The sequence below is a fragment of the Amycolatopsis sp. NPDC102389 genome, assembly GCF_044765885.1.
In the GTDB taxonomy this organism is placed as follows: Bacteria; Actinomycetota; Actinomycetes; order Mycobacteriales; family Pseudonocardiaceae; genus Amycolatopsis.
On sequence record NZ_JBIWKX010000035.1, the window covers coordinates 16,605 to 30,270 of the forward strand.

Below are 13,666 nucleotides of genomic sequence, written 5' to 3' on the forward strand. Positions count from 1 at the left end.
GTCGGGCTCCTCCCCCACGCGGCGGGCCCGCTGTGGGGTCGTCCGCCCCACCCCCCCCCCCCCCCCCCCCCCCCCCCCCCCCCCCCCACCACCTGTACCGAACGGACACCCGCGCTCGATGCCCCTCTGCCGGTATACCGCCCGTTGACCTGGACAGGTCAGCGGGCTATTCTCGATATACGAAAGAAAGTTTCCGCAGAGCGAAATTGCAGAGGTTTCGATGGCTGATCTTGCCGGTTCGCGTCACGCGCTGCCCTACGTGCTGAACCTGTCGCTCGTCTTCACCGAGTTGCCGCTGCTCGACCGGGCGGAGGCGGCGCGCGCGGCGGGCTTCACCGCGGTCGAGTACTGGTGGCCCTTCGAGACACCGGTACCGGACGCCGCCGAGGTCGACGCGTTCGTGGCGTCGGTCGAGCGGGCGGGCGTCGCGGTGACCGGGCTGAACTTCTTCCCCGGCGACATGGCGGGCGGTGATCGTGGCCTGGTCACCTGGCCAGGTCGCGAGGACGAGTTCGCCCGCGGCATCGCGTCCGCGATCGACCTCGGCGAGCGGCTCGGCTGCCGCCGGTTCAACGCGCTCTACGGCAACCGGATCGACGGCGCGGATCCGGCCGGGCAGGACAAGCTCGGCCTGTCGAACCTGGCGCTCGCGTCGGACGCGGCCGCGCGGATCGGCGCGGAGATCGTCCTCGAGCCGTTGTCGGGGGCGGAGAAGTACCCGCTCAAGACCGCGGACGACGTACTGAAGGTGCTCGACGAACTCGGGCGGGACAACGTGAAGCTGCTGGCCGACCTGTACCACCTGGCGGTCAACGGTGACGACCTCGACACGGTCACGACCGTCCACACCGGACGGATCGGCCATGTGCAGATCGCCGATGCCCCAGGGCGCCACCAGCCGGGGACCGGAACGCTGGACATCGAGGGATACCTGGAAAAGCTGCAGACGGCGGGCTACCGCGGGCAGGTCGGCGTGGAGTACAAACCCGACGGGCCGAGCGCGGATTCGCTGTCGTGGCTGCCTTTCGAACGAAGGGGACTGGCATGACCAAGCTGGGATTCATCGGCCTGGGGATCATGGGCGGGCCGATGGCGGGACATCTCGTCGCCGCCGGCCACGAGGTGAGCGGATTCGACACGAACGCCGACGCGCTCGCGAGGCTGGAAGCCGCGGGCGGCCGGGCCGCGAACGGGGTGACCGACGCCGTGGCGGACGCGGAAGTCGTCATCACCATGCTGCCGAACCACCCGCAGGTCGAGGCTGTCGTGCTGGCGGCGGGCGGAGTGCTGGAATCGGCGAAGCCGGGCACACTGCTGATCGACATGAGCACCATCCGGCCGGAGACCTCCATCGAGGTCGCCGAGCGGGCGGGCGAACGCGAGATCCGGGTGCTCGACGCACCCGTTTCCGGTGGCCAGGCCGGCGCCGAGCAGGCTTCACTGTCCATTATGGTCGGTGGGGAGGACGAGGACTTCGCCGCCGGGCTCCCGATCCTGGAGGCGGTCGGCAAGACGATCGTGCACGTCGGGCCGCACGGCGCCGGTCAGGTCGTCAAGGCCGCGAACCAGCTGGTCGTCGGCGGAACCTACGGACTGATCGCCGAAGCCATCGTGCTGCTCGAAGCCTCCGGCGTGGACGCCGGTGTCGGGCTGGACGTCCTCGCGGGCGGCCTCGCGGGCAGCCGGATCCTCGAACTCAAGCGGAAGTCCATGGTGGCGAGGGAATTCGCGCCGGGCTTCCGGATCGACCTGCACCACAAGGACATGGGTATCGCGCTCGCCGCCGCCAGGCAGGCCGACGTCGCGCTGCCGCTCACCGGGCTGGTCGCCCAGCTCGTCGCCGCCGGACGGGCGATGGGCCACGGCTCGCTCGATCACTCCGCCCTGCTGAAGGTCGTCGAATCGCTGTCCGGCGCGGAAAACAAGGAGTGAGGAATGCCCAGAATCCCCGCCATGCAGGCCGTCGTCGACGTCCTGGTCAGTGAGGGCGTCGACACCGCGTTCGGTTGTCCGGGCGCCGCGATCCTCCCGCTGTACCACGCGATGCAGGACAGCGGCATCGAGCATCTGATCGTGCGCCACGAGGAAGGCGCGACCCATATGGCCGACGGCTGGGCGAGGACCACCGGCAACGTCGGCGTCGCGATCGGCACCTCCGGGCCCGCCGGGACGAACATGATCACCGGCCTCTACACCGCGCAGGCCGACTCGATCCCGATCCTGTGCATCACCGGGCAGGCCGACTCGCGGAAGCTGCACACCGAGGCGTTCCAGGCGGTCGACATCGTCGAGATCGCCAAGCCGGTGACCAAATGGGCGGTGCAGGTCAAGGAGGCGGCCCAGCTGCCGTGGGTGTTCCGGGAGGCGTTCCGGATCGCGCGGTCCGGCCGCCCGGGGCCGGTGCTGATCGACCTGCCGATCGACGTCCAGCGGCAGGAGATCGAATGGGACTCCAGTATCGATTCGTCGCTGCCGGTCACCAAGGCGACGCCGTCGCCGGCCAGGGTCGAGCGAGCGCTGGATCTCCTGCTGGCCGCCGAACGGCCGCTGATCCTCGCGGGCGGCGGCGTGGTGCTCGGCGACGCGAGCGACCGGCTGCGGACCGCTTCCGAATTGCTCGGTGTCCCGGTCGGCGTGACGTTGATGGGCAAGGGGAGCTTCCCCGAGGACCACGAACTGTTCGCCGGCATGGCGGGGATCCAGACCTCGCAGCGTTGGGCGAACGCCGCCTTCCTCGAAGCTGATCTCGTGCTGGCGCTGGGTGCGCGGTTCGGCGACCGGCACACCGGTGACCTCGACGTCTACCGGGGGACCCGGAAGTTCATCCACGTCGACATCGAGCCGACACAGCTGGGCAAGGTGTTCGGGCCGGACCTGGGCATCGTGTCGGACACGGGTGCTTTCCTGGACGCGCTGATCGAGGCGGCGTCGAAGCGCTCTCCGGCGCGGGATCGTGCGTGGCCGCAGCGTATCGGCGAGCTCAAGGAGACCCTGCCGCGGCGCGAGGACTTCGAGGACACGCCGATCAAGGCGCCGCGGGTGTTCAAGGAGATCAACGAGTTCTACGGCGAGGACGCCTACTTCGTCACCGCGATCGGGCTCTACCAGATCTGGTCCGGGCAGTTTCAGCGCGCGCACAAGCCGCGGCACTACCAGGTGTGCGGCCAAGCGGGCCCGCTCGGCTGGGAGATCCCGGCGGCGATCGGGGTCAAGAAGGCGAAACCGGAGGCCGAGGTCGTCGGCGTCGTCGGGGACTACTCGTTCCAGTTCCTGGTCGAAGAGCTGGCGGTGGCCGCGCAGTACGACGTCGGGTTCGTGCTGATCATGCTGAACAACGAGTACCTCGGGCTCATCCGGCAGGCTGAAACCGGCTACGAGATGAACTTCGAGGTCGACATCCACTACGACAAGATCGGCACGGACAACGTGAAGGTCATGGAGGCCTACGGCTGCTCCGGCACCCGCGTCACCGAGCCCGCCGAGATCCGGGCTTCGCTGGAGTGGGCTCGCAAGGAGGCCGAGCGGACGTCGCGGCCGGTCCTCGTGGAGATCATGATCGAACGTGAAGGGAACGCCGCGATGGGCAAGGCGCTCGACAGCGTGGTCGAGTTCGAGCCGATCGCGGGCTGAACGACGGTGTCCCGGTGGCTCGCCCACCGGGACACCGTCGTACGGTCAGGCCTTGCCCTGGTCGTTGCTCAGCCACTTCTCCGGCCGGACACGGACCAGCACGGAGTTGTCGCTGAGCGCGCCGTCGACGTACTTCGTGCCCTCGTCCTCCGGCAGGTAGCGGTGCGCGATCTTCAGCGCCTGCTCCCGGGTCGGCGGTGTGTCGTTCGCGATGACCGGACCCTCGGCCGTCACGTACTTGTACGGCAGCGTCTCCGACTGTGCGACCAGGCTGAGCCTGCCCGCCTTCTTGATCGCCTTGTCCTTGACCGAACCGCCGTCCATCCAGATCAGGAGCTCGCCGCCGGGCTCGTAGTCGTACCAGACCGGCACGGCCAGCGGGGCCCGCCCTTCCCGCTCCACGGCCAGGACCCCGATGTGGACCTCGCTCAGGAAGGCTTCCCGTTCCTCGGCGGTCATGACGAAAGACGACATCCGTGTCTCGCTTCTCTCGGTTGGTGATCTACGAGAAGCGACAACGCGGCTCGCCTTCAGGACATTCCGGGCATCACGGGGTGGGCGAGGTGGTGGTGCTGGTCGGAGACGTCTCGCCGGTGTTCCCGGCCGGGGTCGAGGACGGCGCCGCGGAAGACGTGCTGGACGGCGGGGGCGTGGAGGACGGCGGGGTGCTCGACGGCGGTGTCGAGGAAGGCGGCGTGGACGAGGGAGGCGTCGACGAAGGCGGTGTGCTGGACGGCTTCGAGGGCGAACTGCTGCTCGGCGGGGTGCTGCTGCTCGGCGGCAACGACGTGCCGGGCAACGGGGTCGGCCCCGGCGTGGTCGTGCCGGGCGGGGGAGTGCCGGGCAGGGTCGGCACCGGAACCTGCCCGCCGGGCGTGCCGGCGGCGACGTCCTGCGAGTCGGGGGCGCCGACGGGGACCTGGCTGTCCGGCATCGTCGCGACACCGCCGCGGTACGCGACCGCCCACCGGATCACGGTGTCCACATAGGACAGCGAGTGGTTGTAGCGGTACACGGCCACGCGCTGGGTCTGCTCGGACGTCAGGTCGACGCCGCCGGAGCAGAGGTAGCGACCCGAGCCCAGCGTCGCGTCGTAGATGTTGTTCGGGTTGGACTCGCCGTCGCCGTTGCCGTCGGAGGCGTAGCCCTTCCATGTGGACGGGATGAACTGCGTCGGGCCGACGGCGCGGTCCCACACCGCGTCGCCGTCGTACTTGCCGCCGTCGGTGTCGGGGATCGCGGCGAACGGTCCGGCGCCGTTGAGCTGCGGGCCGAGGATCGGTTCGAGGGTGTTCCCCTTCGCGTCCACATAACCACCGCGCGCGTGGTTGGACTCGATGCGGCCGATACTGGCGATCAGCGCCCAGTCGATATGGCAGCCGGGCAGTTCCTTCGCGAGGATGTCGGCCGCGTTCTTGTACGCCTTCATCATGCTGGCGGGGATGCCGAGCGCGCCCGACGGCGCGAACGACCCGCCGAAGTTGCCGGAGTGACCGGGGACGGTCAGCGGGTCCGGGGTGGGCGGCTCGGGGAGGCTGCCGTCGACGGCGATCTCCGGGACCGTGCCCGCCGGCGGCTGCCAGGCCGCGGCCTGGTTCTGCGGCGCCGCCGGTTTCGGCGCGGCGATCGGCGTGTCGGGGCCTGCCGACGCGGTGACCGCGGGCAGCACGGCGAGCGCGCCGCCGGCGAGCGCGAAGGCCGTCCGGTGCCGGGCGGACAACTTGTCCGTCTGTCGGGGGCGGTGCTTCGGCATGTTCTCTCCCGCAAGGTCGACTCCGGGCAAAACTATCCGATACAACCGATTTTCGGGGACGACGCAACGAAAAACCCGCGAACCTGTCGAGTTTTCGTCCGCCCGGCACAAGACCTTCGTAGTGAAGTTGTCAATTTCACGCTGAGTTCACCGAATGGCCAGCAGAATCCCCGGTCGCCTCGCGGAGTGGTCTGAACCGCGTGCAAAGAGACCTTTGCACAATCTCCTTTGCACGGCTACCTTGGTGGCATGACCGGTCCGCCGCCACCCGAAGAGATCGCCGACGCCGCCGTGCTGAAGGCGGTGATGCACCCGCTGCGCCGCCGGATCATGGAGGCGTTGGGCCGCGGCCCCGCGACGGCGACGAAGCTGGCCAAGGAGCTGGGGGAGAGCTCGGGCGCGACCAGCTATCACCTGCGAGAACTGGCGAAGTACGACTTCGTCGACGAGGCGCCGGAACTCGCGCACGGCAAGGAGCGCTGGTGGCGCGCCCGGTCCCGCGACATCCGCTGGCCCCGGCACAGTGAGCAGAACGACGAGATGCGCGCCGTGTTCGACGAGGCGCAGCGAGCCGCGTTCACCGAAGACCTCGAACAGCTGGCGCGTTTCCTCGAGCGTCGCGGTGAGCTGGGCGAATGGGGCGACGCGCTGGTGTTCTCGCGCGGCTCGGTCCACCTGAACCTCGAAGAGCTCAAGGAGTTCTTCGACGAGTACCTGGACCTGCTGCGCCGTTATTGGCGGCCGGAACCCGGCCCGGACGCGCGGAAGGTGCTCGTGCGCTGGACGGCGTTCCCGGACCCGGAGGGGGAGGTGGGCGAAGGGAAGTGAAACCCGGTGGAAGAGCGGCCACTCGGCCACCGGTATCGCGTCACCACGCCGGACGGCGTGTCTTCATGAACGACTCCACACGCAAAGGGGGGAGCAGCATGCTGCTCTGGAAGAGAATCGCGGCCGTCTGCGCCGCGGCGAGCCTGCTCGCGGCGGGGACCGCGGCGGCCGCGCAACCGCCGGATGGGGTATCCCGGCCGGACGCCACCATCCGCTACACCGAATACGGCGTCCCGCATATCGTCGCGAACGACTGGGTGAGCCTGGGCTTCGGGCAGGGATTCGCCGCGGCCAAGGACAACATCTGCGATATCGCGGACGTCGCGGTCACGACACGGGCCGAACGGTCCCGCTGGCTCGGGCCGGACACGCCGCCGACGAGCGGGGTGAGCCAGGCGAGCACGAACCTCGCGAGCGACCTGTACTTCCAAGGTCTCAACGAAAGCGGCGCCGTCGAGCGTCTCCTCTCGGAACCCGCGCCGCGCGGGCCGTACCGCGAGGTCCGCGAACTGGTCCGCGGTTACGTCGAGGGGGTCAACAAGTACCTGCGCGCCGGCGAGATCACCGATCCGGCCTGCCGGGGTGCGGGCTGGCTGAAGCCGATCACCGAACTCGACGTCTACCGGCACAGCCACGCGATCGGCATGATCTTCGGGCAGGGCGGCCTCGCGGACTCGATCAGCGCCTCCCTGCCGGGTGCCCCGCCGTCGGGCGGTGGCGGCGAACAGATGCTCGGGGAGACCGGGATCGGCAGCAACGCGATCGCGATCGGTTCGGCCGCGTCGGCGAACGGGCGAGGTGTTTCGCTGGCCAACCCGCACCTGCCGTGGCAGTTGACCGGGTCCAGGCTGTGGCAGTCGCAAGTGACGCTGCCGGGCAAGCTCGACGTCAGCGGTGCGGGCATTCCCGGCATCCCGTTGATGTGGCTGGGGCACAACGGAACCGCCGCTTGGAGCGGTACCGCCACCGACACCACCCGCACGTACACGTTGTTCGAACTGAAGCTCGTTCCGGGTTCTCCCACGACGTACCTGGTAGACGGGAAGCCCGAGCGGATGCGGCGTACCGACGTGAGTGTCCTGTCGCGTAAGGCGGACGGCTCCCTGGAGCGCGTCGTACGTCCACAGTGGACGACGAGGTACGGTCCGGTGACGACCCGGCTCGGGCAGCGGGAACTGCCGTGGAAGGCGTCGAGCGCGTTCGCCATCGCGGACGCCAACGCCACGAACCTCGGGATGACGAACTCGATGTTCGCGATCGCCCGCGGCCGGACGGCGGGGGAGATGATCGGCGCGGTCCGCGAGACACAAGGGCTGCCGTGGATGAACATCCTCGCCACCGACGACCGCGGCCGGGTGGAGTTCAGCCAGATCCACGGGGTCCCGCACGTCACCGACGAGAAGGCGGCGCGCTGCAACACGCCGCTGGGCAAGGAACTGTTCGACGCAGACGGGGTCGCCGTGCTCGACGGCTCCAAGACGTCCTGCGCCTGGGGCCGCGACCGTGACGCGCTGCGGCCGGGGGTCTTCGGCCCTTCGAGCCTGCCGAGCCTGAGCCGGTCCGACTACGTGGCGAATTCGAACGACAGTTACTGGTTGATCAACCCCGCCGAGCCGAAGACCGGCTATCCCAGGATCGTGGGCCCGGTCCGTTACGAGCAGAACATGCGGACGCGCGCGGGCGTCGTCGAGATCTCCGACCAGCTTAAGAAGGGCGGCTTCACCGGGCAGGCGATGCGGGACCTGATGTTCTCGAACCGGGACCACGCCGCCGAACTCGTGCGCGCCGACGTCATCGCGATGTGCCGCACGATGCCGGGAATGGCTGACGCGTGCGCGGCGCTCGAGAGCTGGGACGGTCGTTCGGACGCCGGCAGCCGGGGCGCGCTGCTGTTCGACAGGTTCTGGTCCGCGGTCGATCGCCTGGGGCCGGAGATCTGGAAAAACCCGTTCGACGTCAAGGATCCGGTCCACACGCCGAACACCCTGGACACGGGCAACGCGGCGATCCGCAAGGCGCTCTCGGGCGCCGTCGCCGAGCTGCGAGCGGCGAAGATCCCGCTCGACGCGCCATACGGCGACAACCATTACGTCGTCCGTGACGGCCGGAAGATCCCGCTGGGCGGTGGAACCGCGGGCCGCGGCGTCTACAACTCCTTGGGCGGGCCTTGGGATCCGGCCCGTGGCTACACCGAGTTCACGCATGGCGGGACGTACCTGCACGTCGTGGCCTTCAACGGTACGGGTTGCCCGGACACGACGACGCTGATGACCTACTCGCAGTCGGCGAATCCGAAGTCGGCGCACCATAGCGACCAGACGGAGCTGTACTCGCGCAAGCAGTGGGTCACCGAACGGTACTGCGAGAAGGACATCCTCGCGTCGCCGTCGCTCGAGGTGGTCCGGGTGAGCAGGCGATGATCGCCGCGTTGCTCGCGGCGGTCGTCGCGGTCTCGTCGCCGCTGCCCGCCGCGGCTCCGGACGGCGAAGTCTCGTTCACCAGCCACGGGGTCACCCTGCGGGGAACGGTGGTCGCGCCGCGGGGCGGTGGTCCGGCGCCGGGCATCGTCATGGTGCACGGGTCCGGCGAACACGACCGGGACGACTACCGTGCCGAGGCGGAATCCTTCGCCAAGGCCGGAATCGCGACCCTGATCTACGACAAGCGGACCGAAGGCTATTCACTGTTCGAAAGGGACTACTCGGTACTGGCCGACGACGCGCTCGCCGCCGTGCAGGCACTGCGCTCGCATCCCGGAGTGGATCCGGCCCGCGTCGGGGTGTGGGGCTTGAGCGAAGGAGGCTGGGTCGCGCCGTTGGCGGCGTCGAAGTCGAAGGACGTCGCTTTCGCGGTCACTGTCGGCGCCAACGGGGTTTCGCCGGATCGTCAGCAGGCATGGGCGCTCGAGACCTATCTACGTCGGGGCGGCGTGACCGGATCGATGGTGGACATGGTGTCGTCGACGAACATGCGGACCCTCGCCGGGGCCGGCGCGTTCCCCGAGGCGGGGTACGACCCGGTGCCGGTGCTGGAGAAGGTGCGGCAGCCGGTGCTCGGCCTGTGGGGTGAGCTGGACCGGCTGACCCCGCCCGGCGAGGCCGTCCGGATCTTCCGGGAAACGCTGGACCGAGCGGGGAACCGGCAGTACACGCTGAAGGTGTTCCCGCAGGCACAGCACGGGCTCCGGCGGACCACGGACGGTTTCGACAAGCTCGACGGTTTCGCCCCCGGGTACCTCGACCTCGTCGCGAACTGGGTGAACGGGGCGAAGAACGGGCCGTCCGCCGACCCGCCTCCGGTCCAGGCGAGCCAAAGTGCCGCATTGGCGCCGCTCGCCTGGTACGAGGAGCCGTGGATGCAGATCGGGGTCTGGGCGCTGGCGTTGCTCGCGTTCACGGCCTACCCGGTGACGGCGTTGTTCCGCCGCCGTAAGGAGGTTCCGCTCGCCGGGCCCGCACGCTGGCTGGCGTCGGCAGGGCTGCTCGGCACGGCGGGATTCCTCGTCTACTACGTCGCCCTGTCGATGGGCGCGGCGATGGCGCCGGGTCCAGTCCTTTTCGGACGGACGTTGCCGTGGCTCGCGTTGCAGCTGATCGCGGTCGGGGTCGTCGCCGCCGGGGTGGTGACCGCGGTTTCGTGGTGGCGGAAGAAGGAACGCGGGGGAGTCCGGGTCGGCCTGCTGCTGGCCGGGACCGTGCTGTTCGTCCCGTGGGCCGTCCACTGGGGACTGTTGGTGCCGTGAAATGAGCCTGGGTGCCGGGCGGCCACCCGGCACCCAGGCGAACGGAAGCCGCGTCACCACGCCCGAGGGCGTGTCTTCACGAACGGACCTCCGGGTCAGAAGATAGCTCAGGCCTTCGGGGTGACGGCGAACCGGCGCAGTTCCAGTGCCGGGTTCTTGGCGCGCACCTCGGAGATCCGTTCGGTGGAGACCTCGCCGGTCGCGGTCCCCGTGCGCTCGCCGAGCGAGGCGACGACGACGCCCATCGGGTCGACGATCATGCTGTGCCCAGAACCGGCGGGCGCGGCCTGACCCGCCGCGACGAGGTAGATCGTGTTCTCGATCGCCCTGGCCCGGACCAGGGTGGTCCAGTGGTCCTCCTTGAGCGGACCGGGCATCCACTCCGCGGGCAGCAGTACCGCGTCCGCGCCCGCGTCGACCAGGCGTCGGGTGACCTCAGGGAACCTGAGGTCGTAGCAGGTCTGGAGGCCGAAGGTGATCCCGTCGACCTCGAACGTCTCCGGCGCTTCGATGTCGCCGGGCCGGACCAGCTCGGACTCGCGGAAGCCGAAGGCGTCGTACAGGTGCAGCTTGCGGTAGAGCGCGGCGATCGCCCCGTCGGGGCCGGCCGCGACGAGCGTGTTCGAGATCCGCTCGCCGCCGGGGAGCGCTTCGTTGATGCCGGCGACGACGGTGATCTGCCGGTCCTTCGCGAGACCGCGCAGCTCGGTGACGAACGGGCCGTCGAGTTCTTCGGCCGAGGTCACGAATTCCCGGCTCATCGTCGGTACGGTGAACAACGAGTACTCGGGCAAGACGACCACCCGGGCGCCGCGGTCGGCCGCTTCGCCGACGAGGGCGGCGACTCGGGCGAGGTTGGCCTCTTTGTCGTTGCCGGGCGCGAACTGCGCCACCGCGACGTGCACCATGGGACCCCTTCCAATCAGTGGAACTCTTGTATACATGATGGATACTTGGCTGGTCCAGGTGTAGGCTCGGTCGCGGAAAGTAACGGCATAGAGGGGGAACGAGATGACTGTGACCGCCGAAGGGGGCGGCCCGGCGCGTGAGCGGGTCTACACGTGGCTACGCGACGGAATCATCTCGGGCGAGCTGGAAGGCGGCCGCTTCCTCGACGAGATGTGGGTTTCCGGCGTCGTCGGCGTGTCCAGGACGCCGGTGCGCGAGGCCTTCCATCGTCTCGCCGCCGAGCGGTTCATCAGCCTGCTGCCGCGCAAGGGCGCCCAGGTGCGCACTGTCACCGCCAGAGAGCTGGAAGAGGTCTACCAGAGCAGGCGGCTGATCGAAGGCCACGCGATCGCCACGCTGTGCGCGAACCGGGCGGGTGCGCCCGCCGAACTGCCGGAACTCATCGATGCGATGGCGAGCTCCGGCGCCGAACGCGACTGGTTCGCAGTTTCGGGGTTCGACCGCCGCTTCCATCGCGCCATCGTGAACGCCGCGGGCAACACCGTCCTGACCGAGCTGTACGACACCCTCCGTTCGAGGCAGCAGCGGGTCACGGTCCGCGCGCTGGAGGCACGCCCGGAACGGCTGACCGTGATCAACACGGAACACCGGGCGCTGGTCGCCGCCCTGAACGACCACGACGCGAAAGAGGCGTCAAGGTTGCTGGAGGAGCATTTGCGCCCGGTGTCCGAAGTGATGTCGGTGCTGCCTCAGGAAGGCTGAGCTCGATGGGACTCGAAAAGATCGTCGGTGTCATGCGCGACAACCTCACCGTCCGGCGTGTCTACGGCGAGCCGGTCGAGAAGGACGGCGTCGTGATCATCCCGGCCGCGAGCGTCATCGGCGGTGGAGGCGGCGGGCACGGCAGCGAACAGGGCAAGGAAGGCGAGGGCGGCGGGTTCATCCTCGCCGCGCGGCCCGTCGGGGCCTACGTGGTCAAGGGCGGTGACGTGCGCTGGGTGCCGGCGGTGGACGTGACCTTCCTCGGGGTGGTGTTCGCGGTCATGGCCGCGTCTATCCACCGGCGCCGGTCATCCCGGCGAGGATCAGATCGATCCCGGTGAGGAACTGCTCCCGGTCGTCGTGTTCTCGGGCCTCGTCGGCGATGGACCGGAGGAAGGGGAATTCGCCGGGGTCGAGGTCTCCCCACGCCTTCGCCGCCGCGCGGAGATATTCGGCGCGGTCCACCCCGAGCCCGAGCGCCCGGGAGTTCGCCGCGTTCTGGCCCGCGGCGCCGAAGATGTAGTGCACCAGCGCAGAGGTCGCGGTGAACCAGGTGGTTCGGGGGACGCCTAGCGCGCCGACCCGGCGGCCGACGCTCTCGAAGATCCGCGGGGTCACCGAGCTCGAAGGGCTGCGGGACAGCTGGAGGGTGAGTTGCGGGGAAAGCCACGGGTGCCGCTCGATCGCTTCGAACAGACCCAAGGCGATGGCGCGGATCTCGTCTTGGGGTGATCCCGCGGCCTCGACGGCCAGCGCGGTGGCGACGACGGACGCGGTCGCGGCATCGAGCAGGGCACCCTTGTTCGGCACATGCCAATAGATCGCCCCGGGGCCGGTGGAGAGGCGTTCGGTCAACGTCCGGAAGGTGAGCCCGCGTTCGCCGTCCGCGTCGAGAAGTCCGACGGCGGCCTCGACGATGCGCTCGCGGGACAATGCCTCCGCGCGTGTCCGTGGTGCCATGCCGTTCATCCTGGCAGAGCGCGGATCGGTGACTTTCGGGCTAGTTTCCGTGTATGGCGAAAAGCTCGGCGGTGGAGATCGAGGTCGGCGATCGGACGGTACGCGTCTCGAACCCGGATCGGGTCTATTTCCCGGCGCGGGGCGAGACGAAGCTCGACCTCGTCGAGTACTACCTCGCGGTCGGCGACGGGATCGTGCGGGCGTTGCGGGAACGGCCGTGCATGCTGCACCGGTTCCCGTCCGGGGTCTCGGGGGACAAGGTCCACCAGAAGCGGGTCCCGAACGGCGCCCCCGACTGGCTCCAGACCGTCCGCGTCGACTTCCCCTCCGGCAGACACGCCTACGAACTGTGCGTCACGCATCCCGCCGACGTGATCTGGGCGGTGCAGATGTCGACCGTCGAGTTCCATCCGTGGAACTCCCGCCGCGCCGACACCGAACGCCCCGACGAGTGGCGGATCGACCTCGACCCGATGCCCGACTGCCCGTTCTCGACCGTGCGGAAGGTCGCCCACACCGTTCGCGAGATCCTGGACGAACTCGGCATCACCGGCTGGCCGAAGACCTCCGGCGGGCACGGGATGCACGTCTACGTCCGGATCGAACCGCGGTGGGGTTTCCAGGAGGTGCGCCGGGCGGCGCTCGCCTTCGCGCACGAGGTCGAGCGCCGGCTGCCCGACGAGGTCACCACGACCTGGTGGCGTAAGGACCGCGATCCCTCGAAGCTGTTCGTCGATTACAACCAGAACGCCCGCGACCACACGATCGCGAGCGCCTACTCGGTCCGCGGCGTGCCCGAAGCCGTCGTCTCGACGCCGATCCGCTGGGACGAGATCGACGACGTCGAACCCCGTGACTTCACCATCGCCACCGTGCCCCCGCGCTTCGCCGAACTCGGCGACCTGCACGCGGGCATCGACGACACGGCGTACTCGCTCGACACCCTGCTCGAATGGGCCGACCGCGACGCCCTACCGCATTTAGAGGACTAAATGCGGTAGGGCAGATCGCGGCGAGGTGTGGGCGCCGACGGGGCCTGTCGCGTCCTGAGTGTCACAGGGGACGATTTTGGCGGCCGTATG

The 13,666-nt window shown here is 69.3% G+C and carries 13 protein-coding genes; 9 read left to right on the top strand and 4 right to left on the bottom strand.

The genetic code is table 11. From position 1 onward, the window contains the following. Positions 1-220 precede the first annotated feature (220 nt). The 3 genes from ACIRGA_RS26420 to gcl are packed head-to-tail and all read left to right on the top strand — an operon-like array spanning position 221 to position 3,630. Positions 221-1,048, top strand: coding sequence for a hydroxypyruvate isomerase family protein (locus tag ACIRGA_RS26420; protein WP_400945485.1), 828 nt, complete (start codon positions 221-223; stop codon positions 1,046-1,048). Next, the gene (locus ACIRGA_RS26425; RefSeq protein ID WP_400945487.1) at positions 1,045-1,932 is read left to right on the top strand and encodes a 2-hydroxy-3-oxopropionate reductase; all 888 of its coding nucleotides are present in this window, start codon (positions 1,045-1,047) and stop codon (positions 1,930-1,932) included. The genes ACIRGA_RS26420 and ACIRGA_RS26425 overlap by 4 nt, the downstream gene beginning before the upstream one ends. 3 nt (positions 1,933-1,935) lie before the next feature. Beyond that, positions 1,936-3,630, top strand: coding sequence for a glyoxylate carboligase (gcl, locus tag ACIRGA_RS26430; protein ID WP_400945490.1), 1,695 nt, complete (start codon positions 1,936-1,938; stop codon positions 3,628-3,630). 45 nt (positions 3,631-3,675) lie between these two features. Here the strand turns inward: gcl and ACIRGA_RS26435 are convergent, their stop codons facing one another. Beyond that, positions 3,676-4,104 carry a pyridoxamine 5'-phosphate oxidase family protein gene (locus ACIRGA_RS26435; protein ID WP_016334712.1) on the bottom strand — a complete coding sequence of 143 codons (429 nt, stop codon included), beginning with the start codon at positions 4,102-4,104 and terminating at the stop codon, positions 3,676-3,678. A 73-nt stretch (positions 4,105-4,177) separates the two neighbouring features. Then, positions 4,178-5,383, bottom strand: a complete 1,206-nt coding sequence (locus tag ACIRGA_RS26440) for a lytic transglycosylase domain-containing protein (protein ID WP_400945492.1) — start codon at positions 5,381-5,383, stop codon at positions 4,178-4,180. Between the two features lie 249 nt (positions 5,384-5,632). Here ACIRGA_RS26440 and ACIRGA_RS26445 point away from each other — a divergent pair, with 249 nt between their 5' ends. The 3 genes from ACIRGA_RS26445 (at position 5,633) to ACIRGA_RS26455 (ending at position 9,953) form a co-directional block, all read left to right on the top strand. Beyond that, positions 5,633-6,211 (top strand): ArsR/SmtB family transcription factor, encoded by a 579-nt coding sequence (locus tag ACIRGA_RS26445; RefSeq protein ID WP_400945495.1) that lies wholly within the window; start codon positions 5,633-5,635, stop codon positions 6,209-6,211. A 98-nt stretch (positions 6,212-6,309) separates the two neighbouring features. Continuing rightward, complete coding sequence (locus ACIRGA_RS26450) at positions 6,310-8,631, top strand: penicillin acylase family protein (protein WP_400945498.1); 2,322 nt, start codon at positions 6,310-6,312, stop codon at positions 8,629-8,631. Next, complete coding sequence (locus ACIRGA_RS26455) at positions 8,628-9,953, top strand: alpha/beta hydrolase family protein (RefSeq protein ID WP_400945500.1); 1,326 nt, start codon at positions 8,628-8,630, stop codon at positions 9,951-9,953. The genes ACIRGA_RS26450 and ACIRGA_RS26455 overlap by 4 nt, the downstream gene beginning before the upstream one ends. 107 nt (positions 9,954-10,060) lie before the next feature. On the opposite strand, the gene ACIRGA_RS26460 is transcribed toward ACIRGA_RS26455, so the two are convergent. Further along, positions 10,061-10,861, bottom strand: a complete 801-nt coding sequence (locus ACIRGA_RS26460; RefSeq protein WP_400945503.1) for a carbon-nitrogen hydrolase family protein — start codon at positions 10,859-10,861, stop codon at positions 10,061-10,063. Positions 10,862-10,964: 103 nt separating this feature from the next. Here ACIRGA_RS26460 and ACIRGA_RS26465 point away from each other — a divergent pair, with 103 nt between their 5' ends. Both ACIRGA_RS26465 and ACIRGA_RS26470 read left to right on the top strand, forming a co-directional pair. Then, positions 10,965-11,624, top strand: a complete 660-nt coding sequence (locus ACIRGA_RS26465) for a GntR family transcriptional regulator (RefSeq protein ID WP_400945505.1) — start codon at positions 10,965-10,967, stop codon at positions 11,622-11,624. 5 nt (positions 11,625-11,629) lie between these two features. Then, positions 11,630-11,965 (top strand): sporulation protein, encoded by a 336-nt coding sequence (locus tag ACIRGA_RS26470; RefSeq protein WP_400945507.1) that lies wholly within the window; start codon positions 11,630-11,632, stop codon positions 11,963-11,965. On the opposite strand, the gene ACIRGA_RS26475 is transcribed toward ACIRGA_RS26470, so the two are convergent. After that, positions 11,916-12,584: a TetR/AcrR family transcriptional regulator gene (locus tag ACIRGA_RS26475; RefSeq protein WP_400945509.1), complete on the bottom strand. Its 669-nt coding sequence runs from the start codon at positions 12,582-12,584 to the stop codon at positions 11,916-11,918. The two genes, ACIRGA_RS26470 and ACIRGA_RS26475, sit on opposite strands and share 50 nt — an antisense overlap. A gap of 53 nt (positions 12,585-12,637) precedes the next feature. Between ACIRGA_RS26475 and ligD the strand changes: the two genes are divergently transcribed. Further along, on the top strand, positions 12,638-13,576 hold the full coding sequence (gene ligD, locus ACIRGA_RS26480; RefSeq protein WP_400945511.1) for a non-homologous end-joining DNA ligase: 939 nt from the start codon (positions 12,638-12,640) through the stop codon (positions 13,574-13,576). Positions 13,577-13,666: the final 90 nt, after the last annotated feature.

Excerpts from the sequence above, each read along its gene's own strand:
- ACIRGA_RS26420 (WP_400945485.1), top strand. The coding sequence starts at position 221 with ATGGCTGATCTTGCCGGTTCGCGTCACGCGCTGCCCTACGTGCTGAAC.
- ACIRGA_RS26425 (WP_400945487.1), top strand. The coding sequence starts at position 1,045 with ATGACCAAGCTGGGATTCATCGGCCTGGGGATCATGGGCGGGCCGATG.
- gcl (WP_400945490.1), top strand. The coding sequence starts at position 1,936 with ATGCCCAGAATCCCCGCCATGCAGGCCGTCGTCGACGTCCTGGTCAGT.
- ACIRGA_RS26435 (WP_016334712.1), bottom strand. The coding sequence starts at position 4,104 with ATGTCGTCTTTCGTCATGACCGCCGAGGAACGGGAAGCCTTCCTGAGC.
- ACIRGA_RS26440 (WP_400945492.1), bottom strand. The coding sequence starts at position 5,383 with ATGCCGAAGCACCGCCCCCGACAGACGGACAAGTTGTCCGCCCGGCAC.
- ACIRGA_RS26445 (WP_400945495.1), top strand. The coding sequence starts at position 5,633 with ATGACCGGTCCGCCGCCACCCGAAGAGATCGCCGACGCCGCCGTGCTG.
- ACIRGA_RS26450 (WP_400945498.1), top strand. The coding sequence starts at position 6,310 with ATGCTGCTCTGGAAGAGAATCGCGGCCGTCTGCGCCGCGGCGAGCCTG.
- ACIRGA_RS26455 (WP_400945500.1), top strand. The coding sequence starts at position 8,628 with ATGATCGCCGCGTTGCTCGCGGCGGTCGTCGCGGTCTCGTCGCCGCTG.
- ACIRGA_RS26460 (WP_400945503.1), bottom strand. The coding sequence starts at position 10,861 with ATGGTGCACGTCGCGGTGGCGCAGTTCGCGCCCGGCAACGACAAAGAG.
- ACIRGA_RS26465 (WP_400945505.1), top strand. The coding sequence starts at position 10,965 with ATGACTGTGACCGCCGAAGGGGGCGGCCCGGCGCGTGAGCGGGTCTAC.
- ACIRGA_RS26470 (WP_400945507.1), top strand. The coding sequence starts at position 11,630 with ATGGGACTCGAAAAGATCGTCGGTGTCATGCGCGACAACCTCACCGTC.
- ACIRGA_RS26475 (WP_400945509.1), bottom strand. The coding sequence starts at position 12,584 with ATGGCACCACGGACACGCGCGGAGGCATTGTCCCGCGAGCGCATCGTC.
- ligD (WP_400945511.1), top strand. The coding sequence starts at position 12,638 with ATGGCGAAAAGCTCGGCGGTGGAGATCGAGGTCGGCGATCGGACGGTA.